The sequence below is a fragment of the Altererythrobacter sp. CAU 1778 genome, from assembly GCF_054482795.1.
In genome coordinates this window covers 1,076,877-1,096,917 of the sequence record NZ_JBTLRP010000001.1, presented here as the reverse complement: position 1 = coordinate 1,096,917, position 20,041 = coordinate 1,076,877, and the positions used below count along the sequence as shown (strand labels likewise).

Here is a 20,041-nt window from a genome sequence, read left to right as displayed (position 1 = left end):
TTCGACCCGAAGCCAAAGACAAGCTTTGCCCCGACGGGGACCTTATGGCTTGGCAGCGGGCGTGCATTTGCTATGCGCCCATCCGATTATGACCGCTCCCCTCGATCCCCGTCACGAAGCGCGTACCGCGCATGACGACCCGCTGTTCGCCGGCCTGCCCGGCGATCTCGGCGTCAGTTTTGAATTCTTTCCGCCCAAGACGGAAAAGATGGCAGAAACGCTGTGGAACAGCGTCGAAACGCTGGCACCGATGCAGCCGCGCTTTGTCTCCGTGACCTACGGGGCGGGCGGCTCGACCCGCGAACGCACGCATGATCTCGTCGTGCGGATCAATCGCGAAACCAACTTCCCGGCCGCCGCGCACCTAACCTGCGTGCAGGCGACGCGCGAGGAGATCGATTCGGTTGCGCGGCATTACTGGGAAAGCGGCATCCGCCATATCGTCGCTCTGCGCGGCGACGCGCCCGACGGCAGCGGCACCTACGCGCCCCATCCCGGTGGATACGCGAACGCGGCGGAGTTGATCGAAGGGCTGAAGAAGATCGCCGATTTCGAGATTTCGGTCGCTGCCTACCCGGAAGTCCACCCGGACTCGCCGGACGCACAGGCTGATATCGACAATCTGAAGCGCAAGTTCGACGCCGGGGCCACGCGCGCGATCACCCAGTTCTTCTTCGAACCCGACTGCTTCTTCCGCTTCCGCGACAATGCGGCGGCGGCAGGCATCGATGCGGAAATCACGCCGGGTATCATGCCCGTGATGAGCTTCGCTGCCGTCCAGCGTATGGCCGGTCTCTGCGGAACGGCGATCCCGGCCTGGATGGAAGGCGTGTTCGAAGGTCTCGACGAACGCCCCGAAGCCCGCCAGCTGGTTAGCGCGACCATCGCTGCGGAACTTTGCCGCCGCCTTTACGCCGGCGGGGTTCGCAACTTCCATTTCTACACGCTCAATCGCGCCGAATTGAGCTACGCGATCTGCCATCTGCTTGGCCGTCGCCCGGTGGAAGGAGCGGTCACGTGAGCGCTGCCGACACACTTCGCGCCGCTGCCGCCAAAGCGGTTCTGATCAAGGACGGGCCGTACGGCACGCAGGTGCAGGCCCGCAAGCTGAGCGAGGAGCAGTTCCGCGGCGATACCGGGCTGACGATGGATCAGAAGGGCAATAACGACCTCGTCAATCTGACCCAGCCGCAGGTCATTCGCGAAATCTGCGACGAATATATCGACGCTGGCGCGCACATCCTCGCCACCAACACCTTCAACGCCAACCGCATCAGCCAGGCCGATTATGGCGCCGAACACCTGGTGCACGAGATCAACGTGTCTGCCGCCCGCATCATTCGTGAGGCGATCGATGCGCGAACCGATGGCGTGCAGCGCTTTGTCGCGGGCGCGGTCGGGCCGACCAACAAGACGCTCTCGCTTTCGCCCGATGTCGACGACCCCGGCTTCCGAGAAGTGACGTTCGACGACATCGTCGCCGTCTATCGCGAACAATGCGCCGCGCTGGTCGAAGGCGGCGCCGACTTTATCCTGATCGAAACGGTGTTCGACACGCTGAACTGCAAGGCCGCGATCATGGCTGTGAAGCAGCTGGAGCGGGAGCTTGGCCGAGAAGTTCCGCTGATGATCTCGCTTACTCTCACCGATCTGTCGGGCCGCAATCTTTCCGGTCACACGGTGGAGGCGTTCTGGCACACGGTGCGCCACGCGAAACCAGCCACGATCGGGCTCAATTGCAGCTTCGGCGCGGACCAGCTTCGCCCGCACGTTCAGTTACTCTCCGACATCGCGGACACGCTGATCATGGCCTATCCCAATGCCGGACTGCCCAATGAACTCGGCGAATACGACGAGTTGCCGGACACCACTGCCTCCCTTGTCAAGCAATGGGCGGAAAACGGGCGCGCCAATATCCTTGGCGGGTGCTGCGGGTCGACGCCGGCGCATATTGCCGCGATCGCCAGATCCGTAAAAGGGGTAACGCCGCGCGCGATCCCTTCGCGCGAAGCCCAGACCCGCCTCGCTGGCCTCGAACCCTTCATCATTGCCGCCTGATGCCCGATCTCAGCACAGCCCGCTTCGTCAATATCGGCGAACGCACCAATGTGACCGGCTCTGCCCGGTTCAAGAAGCTCATCCTCGCGGGTGATTACCCCACCGCAGTCGAGGTCGCGCGCGAACAGGTCGAAAACGGCGCGCAGGTGATCGACGTCAACATGGACGAAGGCCTGCTCGACGCGGTCGAGGCCATGACGACGTTCCTTAAGCTAATCGCTGCGGAGCCGGACATTGCGCGCGTTCCGGTGATGGTCGACAGTTCCAAGTGGGACGTGATCGAAGCCGGTCTCAAATGCGTTTCCGGCAAGCCGATCGTCAATTCGATCAGCATGAAGGAAGGCGAGGAGCAGTTCCTCGATCACGCGCGCAAATGCATGGACTATGGCGCCGCCGTGGTCGTGATGGCCTTCGACGAAACCGGGCAGGCCGACACGAAAGCGCGCAAGGTCGACATCTGCACCCGTGCCTACAATCTGCTGACCGGCATCGGCTTCCCGGCGGAAGACATCATCTTCGATCCCAATATCTTCGCCGTCGCGACGGGGATGGAAGAGCATGACCGCTATGCACTCGACTTCATCGAGGCGGTGAGCGAGATCAAGGCCGCCTGCCCCCATGCGCTGACCAGCGGCGGGCTTTCCAACCTGTCCTTCAGCTTCCGCGGCAACGAGACCGTGCGCCGCGCGATGCACTCGGTCTTTCTTTACCACGCCATTCCGGCGGGCCTCGACATGGCGATCGTCAATGCCGGGCAGCTCGACGTCTACGACCAGATCGACCCGACCTTGCGCGAAGCCTGCGAGGATGTGATCCTCGCCCGCCGCCCCGATGCGACCGAGCGGCTGATCGCGCTTGCCGAAAGCTATCGAGGCAAGGATGCCAAGGCGGAACGCGAGGCCGAAGAATGGCGCGGCTGGGACGTCGTCAAGCGGCTCGAACACGCGCTGGTCAAGGGAATCGACGCCTATGTCGTCGCCGATACGGAAGAGGCGCGCGAACTCGTAGCCAGCACTGGCGGACGCCCGATCGAGGTGATCGAAGGCCCGCTGATGGACGGCATGAACGTTGTTGGCGACCTGTTCGGCAGCGGCAAGATGTTCCTGCCGCAGGTGGTCAAGTCGGCGCGCGTGATGAAAAAGGCGGTGGCGCATCTTATCCCGTTCATCGAGGCGGAGAAGGAAGCCAGCGGCCTCGCCGACCAGTCCAAGGGCCGGATCGTCATGGCGACGGTCAAGGGCGACGTCCACGACATCGGCAAGAACATCGTCGGCGTCGTATTGCAGTGCAACGGTTACGACGTGATCGACCTCGGCGTGATGGTCCCGTGGAGCAAGATCCTCGAAACCGCGCGCGAGGAGAAGGCACACATCATCGGGCTGTCCGGCCTCATCACCCCTTCACTCGACGAAATGGTGACCGTGGCGGAAGAAATGCAGACCGCGGGCATGAACCTGCCGCTGCTGATCGGCGGCGCGACCACCAGCAAGTTGCACACCGCGCTGCGGATCGACCCGGCCTATGACGGGCCTGTCATCCACGTTCTCGACGCCAGCCGCGCTGTCGGCGTGGCGAGCCGCCTGCTGTCCGACACGCAGTGCGTGCCCTTCGTCAATGAGACGGCAGCCGAATACCAGACGATGCGCGATGTGCGCGAAGGTAAGTCGCGCAACGTCCTCCTCAGCATCGAGGAAGCGCGGGCGAACTTCTACGACGCCTTCCTGTCGGACAAGCCCGCTCCGCCGCTGAAGCCCGGCGTCCATACCTTCGAAGACTGGGACCTGACCGACCTTCGCGAATATATTGACTGGACGCCTTTCTTCCGTGCCTGGGAACTGCACGGCAACTACCCCGCGATCCTGACGGACGAAGTGGTGGGCGAGACGGCGAGCCAGCTGTTCGACGATGCGAATGCCATGCTCGACCAGATCATCGGCGAAAAATGGCTGACGGCGAAAGGCGTCGCGGGCTTCTGGCCCTGCGCGCGGGATGGCGACGACGTGACGTTGCACCTCGACACCGGACACGTCACTCTGCCCTTCCTGCGCCAGCAGGTGAAGAAGAGCCGCGACCGCGCCAATATGTGTCTGGCCGACTTCATCGATCCGGCTGGCGACTGGCTGGGCGGCTTTGCCGTCGGCATCCACGGGATCGAACCCCATTCGGAGCGTTTCCTGGCCGACAAGGACGATTATTCGGACATTCTGCTGAAGGCACTGGCCGATCGTTTCGCGGAAGCCCTTGCCGAGCGTCTGCATCTGCACGTCCGCACCGACCTGTGGGGCTATGCTCCGGGCGAGCAGCTGACCAATGACGCGCTGATCAAGGAAGAGTATCGCGGCATTCGCCCCGCTCCGGGCTACCCTGCCTGCCCCGATCACAGCCTCAAGCCCATCCTGTTCGACCTGCTCGATGCCGAGGCGGCGATCGGCATCACCCTGACCGAGAATTTCGCCATGCTGCCGACTTCGGCGGTAAGCGGTTTCTACTTCGGTCACCCGGAGGCGGAGTACTTCGGCGTGGCGCGCATTGGCCGCGATCAGCTGGAAGATTACGCCGCACGACGTGGGGTGAGCGTTGAGCAGGCTGAGCGGTGGCTGCGCCCCAATCTGGACTGACCGTGCCGCGCAACCGGCTCGTATGGTTCGGGGCGGGGATGCTGTGCCTGGTCTATGCTGCAATCTGGCTGCTCGCGCCGATCGATACAGGGCTGGTTTCGCGCCTGTGGTTCCTCCCGCCTATCGGAACGCTAGGTGCAACCATCGCCAACACCTCCGGAACGGGGGGCGGTGTGGTGTTCGTGCCGGTATTCAACGCCTTGCGAGAGCACGGGATCATGGCGCTCGATCCGCTGCAAGTGGTGGCCGCGTCGATGGGCATCCAGTGCTTCGGAATGACGATGGGTTCGGTGCGCTGGACCGATCGCCTGCTTCATCAGCCCCTCCCCGCACCCGGTTCGATCGAGGCGCCGGTGGCCGTGCGCAGTTTCGCATTGGTTGTCGGCGCCGTGCTGGCGCTATCGCTCCCGGCGATGCTGGCGACGCAGCGACTGGCCCCGTTCGAACCGCAATCGGTCCTGCTGGGATACAAGGCCTTCTCCATCCTGCTCGGCATTGCGCTGATTGCCACCACTTGGACCGTCAACCGCCATCGTCCCGAGCGAACCGAGCTGGCGCGCGGCGACATTGCCGTGCTGATGCTGCTGGCCATACCGGGCGGCTTCATCACCGCACTGTTTTCCGTCGGTATCGGAGAGCTTGTCGCGCTGTATCTTTTCATACGGCATTATCCGGTGTTGCTATGCACGGGTGCGGCCTGCGTGATCTCTGCGGTCAGCGTTGCTGCGGGCAGCGTGTGGCACGTGAATGCGGGCACCATGCCGTGGGAAGTCGTCGTCCTCGCCGGACCGGGCGCGATGCTCGGCGGGTTCCTCGCGCGGCCCATCGCGCTATGGCTGGGCGCACGCCGGTTGAAGACGCTGGACGGCGGATGGATAGTTTTCTCGGCGATCTACCTGATCATCCTGATGCGGCGCTGACACGCGCGGGAAGCGGTGCCATAGGGCCCCGATGGTCGCGCTCGCACAAGCACTCGAAACCCTGCATGCAACCTTCGGCTTCGCGGATTTCCGCGGACGCCAGCAGGAGGTTGTCACGCGGGTGCTGGAGGGTTGCTCCACTCTTGCCGTAATGCCGACCGGCGCAGGCAAGTCGCTGTGTTACCAGCTGCCCGCAATCATGCTCGAAGGAACCTGCGTCGTGGTCAGCCCGCTGATCGCGCTGATGCATGACCAGCTGCGTTCTGCCACGGCCAACGGAATACGCGCCGCCACGCTCACCAGCGCGGACGACGACCGCGCCCAGACGGTGGAGCGTTTCCGCGCGGGCGAACTGGACCTGCTCTACGTCGCGCCCGAGCGAGCCAGCCAGCCGCATTTCCGCGCCTTGCTGGAGGCCGGAAACGTCGCCTTGTTCGCCATCGACGAGGCGCATTGCGTGTCCGAATGGGGCCATGACTTTCGCCCCGACTACCGCCTGCTGCGCCCGTTGCTGGATCACTTCGCAGACGTCCCGCGACTTGCACTGACGGCAACGGCGGACCGCCACACGCGCGAGGACATTCTCGCCCAGCTGGGCATACCTGAGAGCGGGCTGATCGTTGCCGGCTTCGACCGGCCCAACATCTCCTACGCAATCCGCCCGCGCGATTCGCTGGTCGGCCAGCTGCGCAACGTCCTGAAGGAGAACCCCGGCCCCGGCATCGTTTACGCCCCTACCCGCGCCAAGGTGGAGCAATTGGCCGAAACTCTCAACTCGCCGGACCGCGAGGTGCGGCCCTACCACGCCGGGCTGGACCCGGCGGTGCGGGCCGGGAACCAGGCCGCATTCGTCGCAAGCGAGGACATGGTAATGGTTGCCACCGTCGCTTTCGGCATGGGCATCGACAAGCCCGACGTGCGCTTCGTCGCTCATGCGGGTTTGCCGAAATCGATCGAGTCCTACTACCAGGAAACCGGGCGCGCAGGTCGCGACGGCGACCCGTCCTCCGCACTCATGCTGTGGGGAGCCGAAGATTTCGCCCGCGCCCGGATGCGGGTGAGCGAACTGGAACCGCATCGCCAGCCGTCGGAGCGCGCGCGGCTCGACTCGCTCGCTGCGCTGGTCGAGACTGCCGGATGCCGGCGCGCCGTGCTGCTGCGACATTTCGGTGAGGATCCCCCTGCCAGTTGCGGCAATTGCGACAATTGCCTGTCGCCGCCCAAGGTCGTCGATGCGACAGAAACCGCGCGCAAGCTGCTGTCAGCCGTCTATCGAACCGGCCAATCCTTCGGCTTCGGTCATATCGAGAAGGTCCTTTTGGGCCGCGCCGACGAGCGGGTAACCCAACGCGGCCACGACCGCCTGACCGTGTTCGGTATCGTCGAGGGCGAGGAAGCCGCATTGCTCAAGCCGCTCAGCCGTGCGCTGCTGGCGCGCGGCGCTCTCGGCCAGACCGACCATGGCGGACTGGAACTCGCCGGAGACGCCCGCGCGATCCTGACCGGCGAGGCGGCAGTGATGATGGTCCTGCCCCCAAGGCGCGAGCGCGGTCGGCGCGGACGCGGAACGAGCGCGCAACTCAATCCCGTGGGCGATCCCCTGTTCGATGCGCTGCGCGCGTTGCGGCGCGACCTGGCGGAGGAGAACGGCGTGCCGCCCTACGTCATCTTCCACGACGCCACCTTGCGCGACATCGCTGCTGCCCGCCCTGCCTCCCTGGCAGAGATGGGGGCGATCAGCGGGATCGGTGCGCGCAAGCTGGAAGCCTACGGCGAAGCGTTCCTCAAGACAGTGCGCCAGAACTGACCGGCACCAAGCGCAGGCCCGTGCGTTCAGCGCTCATGCCGCAACCGATCCTCGTTCCCATCCTCGGCGACCAGCTGAGCCGCAATCTCGCGAGCCTGCGCGGCCGCACCAAGGACGACACCATCGTGCTGATGATGGAGGTGGTCGAGGAAGCCACCTACGTAAAGCATCACAAGCAGAAGATCGCGCTGATTTTCTCCGCCATGCGCCACTTCGCCGCCGAGCTTGAAGATGCGGGTTGGTCGGTCGAATACACGAAGCTGACCGACGGCGACAACGCGGGCAGCTTCACCGGGGAAGTCGCCCGCGCCGTAGAGCGGCACGATCCGCGCGCCATCCACATCGTCGAAGCGGGCGAATGGCGTGTCCAGCAGGCAATCGAGGAATGGCCGGACAAGTTCGGCTGCGAGGTCGCCATCCTGCCCGACGACCGCTTCCTCTGCTCCCATGCCGAATTCCGCGACTGGGCCGAGGATCGCCAGCACCTGACGATGGAGCATTTCTACCGCGAGATGCGCCGCAAGACCGGCTTGCTGATGGATGACGGCAAACCCGTTGGCGGGGAATGGAATTACGACAAGGAAAACCGCCAGCCACCCAAGTCCGACATGGACGCACCCGAGCGCGCGAAATTCGTGCCCGACGACATCACGCAGGAATGCATCGACCTGGTCGAGGAATGTTTTGGCGACCATTTCGGTAGCCTCGACAGCTTCGAATGGCCCGTCACCCGCGACGAGGCCGAAGAGGCTGCCGACGCCTTCTTCGCGGAACGCATTTCCAATTTCGGCCCCTATCAGGACGCTATGGTCCACGGGGAAGACGACCTCTACCACTCCATGCTTTCGACCAGCGTCAATCTCGGCCTTCTCGACCCGCTGGAGCTCTGCCGGCGCGCGGCAAAGGCCTATGCAGACGGCGACGCCCCGCTCAACAGCGTGGAAGGGTTCATTCGCCAGATCATCGGCTGGCGCGAGTATATCCGCGGTTTCTACTGGTACACCATGCCCGAACTCGAAAGCCGCAATGCGCTCAACGCCCAGCGCGCTCTGCCGGAGTTCTTCTGGACCGGCGAAACCCGGATGCGGTGTCTTGCAGCCTGCATCCGTTCCACCCGTGACAACGCCCATGCCCATCATATCCAGCGGCTGATGGTTCTAGGCAATTTCTGCCTGCTCGCCGGGATCAATCCGCGCGAGGTGCAGGACTGGTATCTGGTCGTTTATGCCGATGCCTACGAATGGGTCGAGTTGCCCAATGTCAGCGCCATGATCCTCTACGCCGACGGCGGGCGGCTGGCGACCAAGCCCTACGCGGCGAGCGGCAACTACATCAACAAGATGTCCGACTACTGCAAGGAATGCAGCTACTCGGTCTCGAAGAAAACCGGCGAAGGGGCTTGCCCGTTCAACCCGATGTACTGGCACTTCATGCACCGCCATCGCGACCGGCTGGAAAGCAACCACCGCATCGGCCGCATCTACGCCAACTGGGACCGGATGGGCGCGGACAAGCAGCGCGACTACCTCGACAGCGCCGACGCCTTTCTCGATAGCCTGAAGCCAGCGGATAGCGGCTGGGCCCGCAACGAGGATTAATGGGGAGGAAAACAGAATGCTGACCGTCCACCACCTGCGCCTGTCGCAGTCGGAGCGCATCGTGTGGCTGTGCGAGGAACTTGGGATCGATTACGATCTGAAACTCTACACCCGCCGCACCGACAACAATCTCGCGCCCGACGAATACAAGGCGCTGCACCCCATGGGTATCGCGCCGGTCATCACCGATGGCGATCTGGTTCTGGGTGAAAGCGGCGCGATCATCGACTGGATCATCGCCAGACACGCGCCGGATACCAAGCTGGTCCCTGCCGCCGATCACCCGGACTTCGCGGACCACCTGTTCTACTACCACTGGGCCAACGCGACCTTCATGACCAATGGCATGATGGCGCTGGTGGCCTCGCGCATGGTGCAAGGCCCGCTGCCCGAATTCGTCGCCGGGCGAATGCAACGGGCATGGGCCATCATAGAGAACCGGCTGGGAGAAGCGGACTATTTCGGCGGCGCGCAGCTGACCACGGCCGACATCATGATGGGGTTCCAGCTGACGACCAGCCGCGCGATGAGCGGACAGTCGATCGCGGGGATGCCCAATTTGCAGGCTTATCTGAAACGCATCGGGGAGCGTCCCGCCTACCAGCGCGCCATGGAAAACGCCGAACCGGGGATGCCACCCAAGCTCGACTGATTCCCTCAGTTGCGTTCTCGCCATTCTCCGTTTCGGGCAGGCTCTTGAACGGCGAGCCGCCTCGCCGTGACGAAGGTCTGGATTACGAACAGTGTGATCAGGATCGCACCGATCGCGCCTACGAATATATCGAAGCCTGAAATTGCGCCGAACATTCCAGGTCCGCTGCCGAAATACATCATCGCCAGCGTCAGGGCGATCAGCATGAAGCGGAGTTCCGTCGGACCGGCATTGAGATAGGAGAGCTTCAGTTCGCCAAGCACCCGCACCGACAGGAAGGCGTGGATCGACAGGAGCAGATATCCAGCCAGTGCCACAAGCGCGATTTCGAGCGTGACATAGGGACTGAGGCCGATACCAACCACGACCATCGTGGTCGCCAGCCCATCGCAGCTATGGTCGAGGAAATAGCCGTAGCGCGGTCGCTCTATCTTGCGGAAGCGCGCAAGGCTGCCATCGGTGCTGTCGCCGAACCACTGGATAACGTACCCGGCAATGGCGAGCCACAACCAGTCCTCGTCCAGGTTGCTGCCAAGGTAACCGAGAAATACGCCAAGGGCGCCGACCATACCGATACCGGTCAGCAGGTCGGGCGTGACCCATCCCGGAAAACGCGCGCAAATCGCCGTAAGCAAGCGCCGCTCGACGCGGGCCAGCAGATTTTCCTGGATCCGGTCGATGGGCTGAAGAGTGGCGGATTTATCGGACACTGACACCTCTCGTCTGCGGTCGGTGCGGCCGCTTCGGGAGCTGTCACTTACAGGACACAGGCGCGCTTGGCGACCATTACCTCCGCACGCGATCGTGGGCCGGAGGCACGTCAGCTTACACCTTCGCGCCTCAACAATTCGCGTTTTATATCGGTACCATAGGCGTACCCGCCCAGCGAACCGTCGCCCTGCACCACCCGGTGGCACGGGATCAGAACGGCGATATTGTTCGCCCCGTTCGCGCCGCCGACCGCGCGGCTGGCCTTGGGGTTGCCCAGCGCGGCGGCGAGTTCGCCGTAGCTGCGCGTCTCACCTGCCGGAATCTCGCGAAGGGCCTGCCAGACGCGCTGCTGAAACGCGGTCCCCTTCACATCCAGCGGAATGCTGGCCGCCGTCGCGGGATCCTCGACCGCGCGCACGACGTCGGCCAGCAGCGTCTGGAACTCTGCCCCGCCCTCCACCAGTTCGGCCTTGGGAAATCGCGCGCGCAAATCCTCCTCGCCCTCGTCGAAGCTGAGGCAACACACGCCCTTGTCGGTTGCTGCGACCAACATGGCGCCAAGGGTGGTGTCTACCGCTGCCCAATGGATCGTGCGGCCCGCGCCGCCCCTGCTCCAGTCGCTCGCGCTCATGCCCAGTCTTCCTTCCATGCTGTCGTAAAAGCGCGACGGGCTTTCGAAACCCGCCGCGTAGATGGCATCGGTCACGCGGCTTTCGCCACCCAGGGCGATTCTGGCACGGCTGTCCCGAAGGGCGCGAGCGTAGGCGGCTGGCGACAGCGAGGTCGCCCGCTTGAAAACGCGCTGGAAATGGGTTGGCGAATAGCCGGTGACGCCCGCCAGCCATTCGAGCGTCGGGATGCCCTCGCCTTGCTTGATCGCCGCAATAGCCGCCGCCACGGCCTTCTCATCGCGCGCGACATCATCGGGCAGGCAGCGTTTGCAGGCGCGCAGCCCCGCGGCGCGCGCGCCCGCACCGTCGGCAAAAAAACGCACGTTTGCCCGCGCCGGATGCCGCGCGGCGCAGCTCGGGCGGCAGTAGATACCGGTGGAGAGCACGCCAGTGACGAAGCGACCGTCGAACGCGCGGTCGCGTCTCATCACGGCCGCCCATGCCGTATCGTCGTCGATGTCGTGTGCTTGTGCCATGACCCTCTTTCTACGCGTGCAGACGCCGGTTCGCATCCCGCATCTTGCGGTCAAACATTCGGCGCGGCAAAGACCGGCCAATGATACGCCGGCTGCTCACCTTGTTTCTCGCCTGTTTTGCCCTGCTTGCTCCGGCGAGCCTCGCGGCCGATCCGGCGGACGTGTCTGCGGCGGCGCGCGGGGTGGTACGCGTTGTCGTTCTGGCAGAGGAGGATGGTACGCGCTATCCGATCAGCCACGGCTCCGGCTTCGCCGTCTCGCGCGACAGTATCGTCACCAACGCGCACGTGGTGGAGGAAGTCCGCAACGATCCGAACCTGCGCCTCGCGGTCATTCCGCCAGAGGGCGGCGATCCGGTATTCGGCGCCATCGTGGCCTTTTCCCCGCGCAACGACCTGGCCCTCGTCAAGCTCAGCCCCAATCCGGGCCTTCCCCCACTCACGATCGCCGGAACGCCGTCCGGCGACAATGCGGAGGTGTCCGCGGTCGGTTATCCGATGAGCGTCGATATGGCGCAGGGGCTGGAGATGGGCGACATCTTCCGTCCGCAACCGCCGGTCAAGGCGCGTGGCTTCCTGTCCGGCCAGCGGCCCAGCCGCGAATTCGATACGATCCTCCACACAGCGCCCATCGCGCGCGGCAATTCCGGCGGGCCGCTGCTCGACAGCTGCGGGAGGGTCGTCGGGGTCAACAGTTTCGGCACCGATACATCGGGCGGCGACGCGGAGTTCTTCTTCGCCATCTCGAATCGCGAACTGCTGCCGTTCCTGCGCGAAAGCGGCATAGCCCCGCGCGTGATCGGCCAGCCCTGCCGCAGCCTTGCCGAACTCGACGCGAACGAACGGGCGGAAGCCACCCGGCAGGAAATGCTGGCGCGGCAGGAGCAGGCGGCGGAACAGGTCCGGCTCAACGAAGCGAGAGAAACGGCGGAGCGCACTGCCCTGCTGCAAATCATCTCGGAACGCGAGAACGGCATGGCGCTCGCGCTGCTGTGCCTGATCGGCGGTCTGGCAGCGAGTGGCGCAGCCTGGATGGGGCGCAAAGCGGGGGACGAGCGGCAGATGATGGTCGCGGGCACGATTGCCGGTGCGGGCCTTATCATTGCTGCGGTGGCGTGGTTTTCGCGCCCTCCCCTCGACAGTATCGACGCCCGTGCACAGCAAATCGTGGCTGACGCTCGCGGAGAGGCGGCGCAGGTCAATCAGGGTCCGGGCAATGCTGGCGTCGGCAAACTCGTCTGCACGATCCAGCAGGATCGCAGCCGCATCACCAGCGCCGATATCGACGACCTGCCATTGGATTGGAAAGCCGATGGCTGCGTCAACAACCGTACCCAATACGGTCTTGCGGACAATCGCTGGTCGCGTGTCTTCGTTCCGAATGACGAGCAGGTGGTGTCGGTGAACAGCTACGACCCGAACCGCTCCGAATACCGCATCGAGCGCTATCTGCTTTCCCGCCAACGCATAACCGCCGCGCGGACAGAACGCGGGAAATACCGCGCACCCAATTGCGGCGGCGGGGACAGCTCGGCGCTCAAGCTGGGGCAGGACCAGGCCGCCGTCCTGGCCCAGTTGCCGCCGCAGCCGAACGAGCGGCTGGTCTATCGCTGCACGCCCGCGAACGACGGCTGACGCGGAGCGGTTGCCTACCGTGCAACTGGCTGAGCGCAAATAGCCACAAACTCCTGCGTTTGTCGCGACCCCGGCGACTTGCATCGCCGGACTGCCGGTGATAGGGGCGCGCCAGCCATGCCGGGGGCGAGATTTTCGCCCCTTTTCGCATGACATCGACATCGTATCCTTCCGGACCCGAAGAGGACCCGTTCGCGTGGAGAATTCCGCCGGTATTCAGGCAAGCCTGGCAGGGCGTTACGCATCTGCCCTGTTCGATCTCGCGTCCGAAGCGGGCACCGTCAGCGCGGTCGAATCGGATCTCGACAAGCTCGACGCAGCGCTCGTGCAATCGCCCGAACTGCGCGATCTCGCTAGCAACCCGCAGATCAGCCGCGGCCAGGCCGGCAGCGCGATCGCCGGGGTGGCACAGCATCTCGGCGTTTCGCCGCTGACGCAGAAGTTCCTCGGCACGCTGGCGGCCAATCGCCGTCTCGGCAAGCTGACCGACATCATCCGCGCCTTTCGCCAGATCGCTGCCGCGCAGCGCGGCGAAGTGACCGCGGAAATCGCCAGCGCGCATCCGCTCACCGACGCACAGCTTGCCGCGCTCAAGGACAAGCTGACTGCCCGCCAGGGCCGCACCGTGTCGCTCGAAACCCGCGTGGACCCCGACCTGCTCGGCGGTCTCGTCGTCACCATCGGATCGCAGCGCATCGACAGCTCGATCCGTACCCGTTTGAATTCCCTCGCGCAGGCGATGAAAGGCTAAGCAATGGAAATCCGCGCCGCAGAAATCTCCAAGGTCATCAAGGACCAGATTGCCAATTTCGGCACCGAAGCGCAAGTCAGCGAAGTCGGCACCGTTCTCTCGGTCGGTGACGGCATCGCCCGCATCCACGGCCTCGACAAGGTGCAGGCCGGTGAGATGGTCGAGTTCGCCAATGGCGTTCAGGGCATGGCGCTGAACCTCGAAGCCGACAACGTCGGCGTCGTGATCTTCGGTTCGGACGCGGAAATCCGCGAAGGCGACAGCGTGAAGCGGACCGAGACGATCGTGGACGTTCCCGTCGGCAAGGGCCTGCTCGGCCGTGTGGTCGACGCACTCGGCAATCCGATCGACGGCAAGGGCCCGATCACCGACGTCAAGCGTATGCGCGTGGAACAGAAGGCCCCCGGCATCATCCCGCGCCAGTCTGTGAGCGAGCCGGTGCAGTCGGGCCTCAAGGCCATCGACGCCCTCGTCCCCGTCGGCCGCGGTCAGCGCGAGCTGATCATCGGTGACCGCCAGACCGGCAAGTCCGCCGTCGCTATCGACACCTTCATCAACCAGAAGGAAGCGAACGCAGGCGACGACGAAAGCCAGAAGCTGTATTGCATCTACGTCGCCGTGGGCCAGAAGCGCTCCACCGTCGCGCAGATCGTCAAGAGCCTCGAAGAAAACGGCGCGATGGAATACTCCATCGTGGTCGCCGCCACCGCGTCGGAACCTGCCCCGCTGCAGTATCTCGCCCCCTACACGGGCGCCGCGATGGGCGAATTCTTCCGCGACAACGGCATGCACGCCGTCATCGTCTACGACGACCTTTCCAAGCAGGCCGTGGCCTATCGCCAGATGTCGCTGCTGCTGCGCCGCCCGCCGGGCCGCGAAGCCTATCCGGGTGACGTGTTCTATCTCCACAGCCGCCTGCTGGAGCGTGCGGCAAAGATGTCGGACGCCAATGGCGGTGGTTCGCTGACCGCCCTGCCGATCATCGAAACGCAGGCTGGCGACGTGTCGGCCTATATTCCGACCAACGTGATCTCGATCACCGACGGCCAGATCTTCCTCGAAACCGACCTGTTCTACCAGGGCATCCGTCCGGCGATTAACGTCGGCCTCTCGGTCAGCCGCGTGGGCGGTGCCGCCCAGACCAAGGCGATGAAGACCGTCTCGGGTTCGATGAAGCTGGACCTCGCGCAGTATCGCGAAATGGCTGCCTTCGCGCAGTTCGGCTCGGACCTCGACGCCGCGACGCAGAAGCTGCTCAACCGCGGTGCGCGCCTGACGGAGCTGCTCAAGCAGCCGCAGTTCTCGCCGATGCCGTTCGAAGAGCAGACCGTGTCGATCTTCGCGGGCACCAACGGCTATCTCGACGCCGTGCCGACCAACCGCGTGACCGAATACGAAGCAGCCATGCTCAGCTTCATGCGTGCCGAACATGCGGATGTTCTCAACGACATTCGTGAAACCAAGAAGTTCGACGACGGTATCAAGGGCCGCACGGTCAAGGCGCTCGACGCCTTCGCCAAGCAGTTCGCCTGAGCCCGAAGAGAGACTGACTAGGGAGCCGAAATGGCCTCGCTGAAAGAACTCAAGGGCCGGATCAACTCGGTCAAATCGACCCAGAAGATCACAAAGGCCAAGCAGATGGTCGCGGCCGCAAAGCTGCGCCGTGCGCAGGCGGCTGCCGAAGCGGCACGTCCCTACGCGCTGCGTCTCGGTGACGTAATGGCATCGCTTGCTGGCAAGGTCAGCGGCGATGGTGCGCCCAAGCTGCTCGCCGGAACCGGCAGCAAGCAGCGTCACCTGCTGGTCGTGGTCAACACCGACAAGGGCCTGTGCGGCGGTCTCAACGCCAACATCGTCAAGGAAGCCAAGGCGCAGGCCCGCAAGCTTCTGGCGGAAGGCAAGGACGTACAGTTCTACCTCGTCGGCAAGAAAGGCCGCGCGCCGATCAAGCGTGACTATGCCAACCGGATCGAACAGGAATTCGACACCAGCGCGGTGAAGAACGTCGGCTTCGAAGAGGCCGCGGCGATCGCCGCCGAGCTGATCGAGATGTTCGACAAGGGCGCCTTCGACGTCGCGCACCTCGTCTACCCGACCTTCAAGTCGGCGCTGGCGCAGGACCCGACGACGGTGCAGCTGATCCCCGTTCCCGCCCCTGAAGACGCCGTCGGCACCGACGCCGTGGTGGAATACGAGCCAGGTGAGGAGGAAATCCTCGAGGAATTGCTGCCGCGCTACGTCAAGACGCAGATCTTCGGCGCGCTGCTCGAACGCGAAGCTTCCGAACAGGGCGCTTCGATGACGGCGATGGACAACGCGACCCGCAATGCGGGCGACCTGATCCAGAAGCTGACGATCCAGTACAACCGCAGCCGCCAGGCCGCGATCACCACCGAACTCATCGAAATTATTGCTGGCGCGGAAGCGCTCTAAGGAAGGCTGAAGGAAACGAACATGGCCACCGCACCTGTCATCAACGAGACCACCTCCAACGTCTCCGGTACCGGCACCATCAGCCAGGTCATCGGCGCCGTCGTCGACGTGCAGTTCGAAGGCGAACTGCCGTCGATCCTGACCGCGCTCGAAACCATGAACGGCGAGAACACGCTGGTTCTCGAAGTCGCACAGCACCTCGGCGAGAACACCGTCCGTACCATCGCCATGGACGGCACCGACGGCCTGACCCGCGGACAGAGCGTGACCAGCACCGGCGCGCAGATCTCTGTCCCGGTCGGCCCCAAGACGCTGGGTCGCATCATGAACGTGGTCGGCGCGCCGATCGACGAACGCGGCCCCATCGGCGCGGAACAGACCGCCCCGATCCACGCCGAGGCTCCGGAATTCATCGACCAGTCGACCGAAGCTGCCATCCTCGTCACCGGCATCAAGGTCATCGATCTTCTCGCGCCCTACGCCAAGGGCGGCAAGATCGGCCTGTTCGGCGGCGCGGGCGTCGGCAAGACCGTGCTGATCCAGGAACTGATCAACAACATCGCGAAGGGCCACGGCGGCGTGTCCGTCTTCGCAGGTGTTGGTGAGCGTACCCGCGAAGGCAACGACCTCTATCACGAGTTCCTCGACGCCGGCGTTATCGCCAAGGACGCTGACGGCAACGCCACCAGCGAAGGCTCCAAGGTGGCGCTCGTGTTCGGCCAGATGAACGAACCGCCGGGCGCACGTGCCCGCGTCGCTCTGTCCGGTCTGACCATGGCCGAATACTTCCGCGACCAGGAAGGGCAGGACGTGCTGTTCTTCGTCGACAACATCTTCCGCTTCACGCAGGCGGGTTCGGAAGTGTCGGCACTGCTCGGCCGTATTCCGTCGGCAGTGGGCTACCAGCCGACCCTGTCGACCGACATGGGTAACCTGCAGGAACGCATCACCTCGACCACAAAGGGTTCGATCACCTCGGTGCAGGCGATCTACGTCCCCGCCGACGACCTTACCGACCCGGCGCCTGCAACCTCGTTCGCCCACCTCGATGCAACGACCACGCTGAGCCGCGCGATTTCGGAACTCGGCATCTACCCGGCCGTCGACCCGCTCGACTCCACCAGCCGCGTTCTCGAGCCGCGCGTCGTGGGTCAGGAGCACTACGAGACCGCACGTAAGGTCCAGGAAACGCTGCAGAAGTACAAGTCGCTCCAGGACATCATCGCCATTCTCGGCATGGACGAACTGTCGGAAGAAGATAAGCTGACCGTGGCCCGCGCCCGCAAGATCCAGCGCTTCCTGTCGCAGCCGTTCCACGTCGCCGAAGTCTTCACCAACATTCCGGGCGAATTCGTCCAGATCGAAGACACGATCGCCTCGTTCAAGGCAGTCGTCGAAGGCGAATACGACCACCTGCCGGAAAGCGCCTTCTACATGGTCGGCGGCATCGATCAGGCCATCGCCAAGGCCAAGAAGATGGCGGACGAGGCGTAAAGCTGTGCTGAGGGGCCTCGCTCTTGGTGCCCTTCTTCTGACTTCCTCGCTTCAAGCGCAGGAGGCGGTGGTGGACCGCGGCGATAGCGTGGCCTCGCAATTTGCTGAGGCTATCGTCGATGGCTGCTTGCCGATGGCTCGGGGTGAGGCTGATTTTGCAACCTCGTCTCTAACGCAGGATCAGGAGCTCATCGAAGCACAAGATTTCCAGTATGGCATAGGCTCAGAAGTCCACGATCGCTTTGGTCTGCAAGGCAGCGGTATCTTGAATCGTGCGGTAATGGGAAATCGCGTCGCGGAAGAGAGTGTCTTTGTTCTGGCGATTGGAGGAGCATTACCCGGCTGCAAGGTCATACTCCTTTCGCCAGAGGAACGGGACTTCGCTGACGAAACAAGTGCGGCGCTAAGCGCTCTTCATCCAGTATGGCGTGAATTGCCGTTTGCGCAGACGCGGCCTGGGTCAGACGTGAAGATGCGCCGTTTCATCATGCGTCACGACGACAACAAGCCATATCTAATAAATCTTATCGCAACACCCATTCCGGACTCGCAGGTCAGGTTACTAGCCACGCTTTCACCAATACCGGCGCAGGTCCAAATTCCAGAAGGCTACTGACATGGCACTCCACTTCGAACTCGTAACCCCGGCCAAGCAGGTCCGCTCCGAGGAGGTCCACATGGTGGTCGTCCCCGGTGCGGAAGGCGATTTCGGCGTGCTTGAAGGCCACGCGCCCTTCATGTCGACCATCCGCGACGGTGCAGTCCAGGTCTACAGGACCGAAGGCTCCGCTCCGGAAGAGATCCAGGTCCGTGGCGGCTTTGCCGAAGTTGGAGACAAGGGCCTGACCGTCCTTGCGGAGCACGTCGAAGCCTGACGGTTCTTAAAAAGCGGAAACAAGAGGGGCGGCCTGCGGGTCGCCCTTTTCGTATCACTTGCCGCTGCGCGTCTTGGCGTGAAAGTCCGGCGGCTTGTCCGCCACCCAGCGCACGAATTTCGCCACGTCCTCATTCGCCAGAACCGCCTGACGGTCATCGCCCATGCGTTTCAGCTGGGCATTGGTGAAGTTCGCATGGATCGTGCGATGACAGATGGGGTGGACCGGCACGGTCGCCCTGCCCTTCTTCGACTTGGGAACGGGGTGATGCCATTGCAGCCGCGTGGCGATGGGGCGCCCGCACAGCCAGCACGAAAGAGGCCCATCATCGCTCACCGGTTGCGGCTTGAGGTCAGTTCCCGCCCGTCGCGCCACAGGTAGAGGCCCGCTGCCACGATGATGGCGGCGCCCAGCCAGGTCAGCGCGTCCGGCACCTCGTCGAACAGCAACCAGCCCATGATAGAGGCGACCAGCAGCTGGATATACGTCATCGGAGCGATGGTCGCCGCGCCAGCGCGCGTGGTGCCGAGATACACCAGCCAGTGTGCTGTGCTGGCAGTCACCGCAACCATCGCGCAGCGCGCGACGACGTGCCACGCGGGCATCCCGGCTTCGAGCGCCTCTATCCCGGAAACCTGTGCGATCAGCGCAGCCAGCAGGAGCATGGCCGCCGCGCCGAGCGCGATATAGGCCTGCATCGCCAGCGGCGTTCCGGTTCCTGCACTCGCCCGGTTGCCAATCATCACCAGGCTCATGAACAGCGCCGATGCGAGCGGCAGCAGAGCGTACCACCCCACTTCCGCCAGATTGGGCCGCAGCACGATCGCGACGCCGACCATGGCGATGGCCGACGCAATCCATACGGCGGGACGAACCGTTTCGCCCAGCAGCGGACGGCTCAGCAGGCTGGTGAAGATGGGCGCAACGAAGATCAGCGCGGTGGTCTCCGCCAATGGCATCACGAAGATGGCGGAAAAGAACAGAAGCGATGCCGCCCCGAGGCAGATCCCCCGCCCGGCCTGCAGCCAGGGATTGGCAGGTCGCAGGGCCCGCGGCCCTTGCCGAACCACGAGCAGCGCGCTGAGAGCCGTGGCTCCGATCACGAACCGCAGGGCCGCCACCGCGACGGGCGGCCACGCCCCAGACATCGTCTTGATGATCGCATCCCCGGTGGAGAGCAGCGCGAACCCGGCCAGTGCGAAGAGCAGGCCTGCCCGATGATCGGATGTGCTTTGCATCGCGGCGCTCTAGGGAGCGGAAGTCCAATTATCAATTCCGGCCGCAGATCGCCTGACGCAGAAGCGCGGCTTGTCGCGGAAGATGCGATCTGCAAAGTGGCGGGC

Annotated in this window: 18 protein-coding genes; 14 read left to right on the top strand and 4 right to left on the bottom strand. The window is 64.1% G+C overall.

The genetic code is table 11. The features are described from left to right. The first annotated feature begins 88 nt into the window (after positions 1–88). From metF to ACXYN8_RS05090, 7 genes are read left to right on the top strand one after another with little or no spacing between them, the layout of a single operon-like run. Positions 89–1,021, top strand: coding sequence for a methylenetetrahydrofolate reductase (gene metF, locus ACXYN8_RS05120; RefSeq protein WP_458888235.1), 933 nt, complete (start codon positions 89–91; stop codon positions 1,019–1,021). Then, positions 1,018–2,058: a homocysteine S-methyltransferase family protein gene (locus tag ACXYN8_RS05115; RefSeq protein WP_458888234.1), complete on the top strand. Its 1,041-nt coding sequence runs from the start codon at positions 1,018–1,020 to the stop codon at positions 2,056–2,058. The genes metF and ACXYN8_RS05115 overlap by 4 nt, the downstream gene beginning before the upstream one ends. Beyond that, positions 2,058–4,676 (top strand): methionine synthase, encoded by a 2,619-nt coding sequence (metH, locus tag ACXYN8_RS05110; RefSeq protein WP_458888233.1) that lies wholly within the window; start codon positions 2,058–2,060, stop codon positions 4,674–4,676. Before ACXYN8_RS05115 ends, metH begins: the two co-directional genes overlap by 1 nt. After that, a complete protein-coding gene (locus tag ACXYN8_RS05105) occupies positions 4,652–5,596 on the top strand; it encodes a sulfite exporter TauE/SafE family protein (RefSeq protein WP_458888232.1) in 945 nt (314 codons plus the stop codon). The genes metH and ACXYN8_RS05105 overlap by 25 nt, the downstream gene beginning before the upstream one ends. 31 nt (positions 5,597–5,627) lie before the next feature. Continuing rightward, positions 5,628–7,403, top strand: coding sequence for a DNA helicase RecQ (recQ, locus tag ACXYN8_RS05100; protein ID WP_458888231.1), 1,776 nt, complete (start codon positions 5,628–5,630; stop codon positions 7,401–7,403). A gap of 35 nt (positions 7,404–7,438) precedes the next feature. Continuing rightward, on the top strand, positions 7,439–9,001 hold the full coding sequence (locus ACXYN8_RS05095; RefSeq protein ID WP_458888911.1) for a cryptochrome/photolyase family protein: 1,563 nt from the start codon (positions 7,439–7,441) through the stop codon (positions 8,999–9,001). A 16-nt stretch (positions 9,002–9,017) separates the two neighbouring features. Beyond that, positions 9,018–9,653, top strand: coding sequence for a glutathione S-transferase family protein (locus tag ACXYN8_RS05090; protein ID WP_458888230.1), 636 nt, complete (start codon positions 9,018–9,020; stop codon positions 9,651–9,653). 5 nt (positions 9,654–9,658) lie between these two features. Here ACXYN8_RS05090 and ACXYN8_RS05085 read toward each other — a convergent pair whose 3' ends face one another. Together ACXYN8_RS05085 and ada are read right to left on the bottom strand one after the other, a co-directional pair. Next, on the bottom strand, positions 9,659–10,363 hold the full coding sequence (locus ACXYN8_RS05085) for a CDP-alcohol phosphatidyltransferase family protein (protein WP_458888229.1): 705 nt from the start codon (positions 10,361–10,363) through the stop codon (positions 9,659–9,661). A 110-nt stretch (positions 10,364–10,473) separates the two neighbouring features. Then, entirely contained in the window at positions 10,474–11,511 is a 1,038-nt protein-coding gene (ada, locus tag ACXYN8_RS05080; RefSeq protein WP_458888228.1) for a bifunctional DNA-binding transcriptional regulator/O6-methylguanine-DNA methyltransferase Ada, read from the bottom strand. Between the two features lie 80 nt (positions 11,512–11,591). Between ada and ACXYN8_RS05075 the strand changes: the two genes are divergently transcribed. The 7 genes from ACXYN8_RS05075 to ACXYN8_RS05045 all read left to right on the top strand — a co-directional run bounded on the left by ACXYN8_RS05075 (position 11,592) and on the right by ACXYN8_RS05045 (position 18,698). Further along, positions 11,592–13,145, top strand: coding sequence for a S1 family peptidase (locus ACXYN8_RS05075; RefSeq protein WP_458888227.1), 1,554 nt, complete (start codon positions 11,592–11,594; stop codon positions 13,143–13,145). A gap of 196 nt (positions 13,146–13,341) precedes the next feature. Then, on the top strand, positions 13,342–13,896 hold the full coding sequence (locus ACXYN8_RS05070; protein ID WP_458888226.1) for a F0F1 ATP synthase subunit delta: 555 nt from the start codon (positions 13,342–13,344) through the stop codon (positions 13,894–13,896). Between the two features lie 3 nt (positions 13,897–13,899). Beyond that, positions 13,900–15,429, top strand: a complete 1,530-nt coding sequence (gene atpA / locus ACXYN8_RS05065; RefSeq protein ID WP_458888225.1) for a F0F1 ATP synthase subunit alpha — start codon at positions 13,900–13,902, stop codon at positions 15,427–15,429. Between the two features lie 30 nt (positions 15,430–15,459). Continuing rightward, a complete protein-coding gene (locus ACXYN8_RS05060) occupies positions 15,460–16,329 on the top strand; it encodes a F0F1 ATP synthase subunit gamma (protein WP_458888224.1) in 870 nt (289 codons plus the stop codon). A gap of 21 nt (positions 16,330–16,350) precedes the next feature. Continuing rightward, positions 16,351–17,823: a F0F1 ATP synthase subunit beta gene (gene atpD / locus ACXYN8_RS05055; RefSeq protein ID WP_458888223.1), complete on the top strand. Its 1,473-nt coding sequence runs from the start codon at positions 16,351–16,353 to the stop codon at positions 17,821–17,823. A gap of 70 nt (positions 17,824–17,893) precedes the next feature. Continuing rightward, complete coding sequence (locus ACXYN8_RS05050) at positions 17,894–18,439, top strand: hypothetical protein (RefSeq protein ID WP_458888222.1); 546 nt, start codon at positions 17,894–17,896, stop codon at positions 18,437–18,439. Position 18,440: 1 nt separating this feature from the next. Further along, positions 18,441–18,698, top strand: a complete 258-nt coding sequence (locus ACXYN8_RS05045) for an ATP synthase F1 subunit epsilon (protein ID WP_458888221.1) — start codon at positions 18,441–18,443, stop codon at positions 18,696–18,698. 54 nt (positions 18,699–18,752) lie between these two features. On the opposite strand, the gene ACXYN8_RS05040 is transcribed toward ACXYN8_RS05045, so the two are convergent. Both ACXYN8_RS05040 and ACXYN8_RS05035 read right to left on the bottom strand, forming a co-directional pair. Next, a complete protein-coding gene (locus ACXYN8_RS05040; protein ID WP_458888220.1) occupies positions 18,753–19,034 on the bottom strand; it encodes an HNH endonuclease in 282 nt (93 codons plus the stop codon). Further along, entirely contained in the window at positions 19,031–19,936 is a 906-nt protein-coding gene (locus ACXYN8_RS05035) for a DMT family transporter (RefSeq protein WP_458888219.1), read from the bottom strand. Before ACXYN8_RS05035 ends, ACXYN8_RS05040 begins: the two co-directional genes overlap by 4 nt. Between the last annotated feature and the right edge of the window lie 105 nt (positions 19,937–20,041).

Excerpts from the sequence above, each read along its gene's own strand:
- ACXYN8_RS05035 (WP_458888219.1), bottom strand. The coding sequence starts at position 19,936 with ATGCAAAGCACATCCGATCATCGGGCAGGCCTGCTCTTCGCACTGGCC.
- metH (WP_458888233.1), top strand. The coding sequence starts at position 2,058 with ATGCCCGATCTCAGCACAGCCCGCTTCGTCAATATCGGCGAACGCACC.
- metF (WP_458888235.1), top strand. The coding sequence starts at position 89 with ATGACCGCTCCCCTCGATCCCCGTCACGAAGCGCGTACCGCGCATGAC.
- atpA (WP_458888225.1), top strand. The coding sequence starts at position 13,900 with ATGGAAATCCGCGCCGCAGAAATCTCCAAGGTCATCAAGGACCAGATT.
- ACXYN8_RS05060 (WP_458888224.1), top strand. The coding sequence starts at position 15,460 with ATGGCCTCGCTGAAAGAACTCAAGGGCCGGATCAACTCGGTCAAATCG.
- ACXYN8_RS05090 (WP_458888230.1), top strand. The coding sequence starts at position 9,018 with ATGCTGACCGTCCACCACCTGCGCCTGTCGCAGTCGGAGCGCATCGTG.
- ACXYN8_RS05075 (WP_458888227.1), top strand. The coding sequence starts at position 11,592 with ATGATACGCCGGCTGCTCACCTTGTTTCTCGCCTGTTTTGCCCTGCTT.
- ada (WP_458888228.1), bottom strand. The coding sequence starts at position 11,511 with ATGGCACAAGCACACGACATCGACGACGATACGGCATGGGCGGCCGTG.
- atpD (WP_458888223.1), top strand. The coding sequence starts at position 16,351 with ATGGCCACCGCACCTGTCATCAACGAGACCACCTCCAACGTCTCCGGT.
- ACXYN8_RS05095 (WP_458888911.1), top strand. The coding sequence starts at position 7,439 with ATGCCGCAACCGATCCTCGTTCCCATCCTCGGCGACCAGCTGAGCCGC.
- recQ (WP_458888231.1), top strand. The coding sequence starts at position 5,628 with ATGGTCGCGCTCGCACAAGCACTCGAAACCCTGCATGCAACCTTCGGC.
- ACXYN8_RS05045 (WP_458888221.1), top strand. The coding sequence starts at position 18,441 with ATGGCACTCCACTTCGAACTCGTAACCCCGGCCAAGCAGGTCCGCTCC.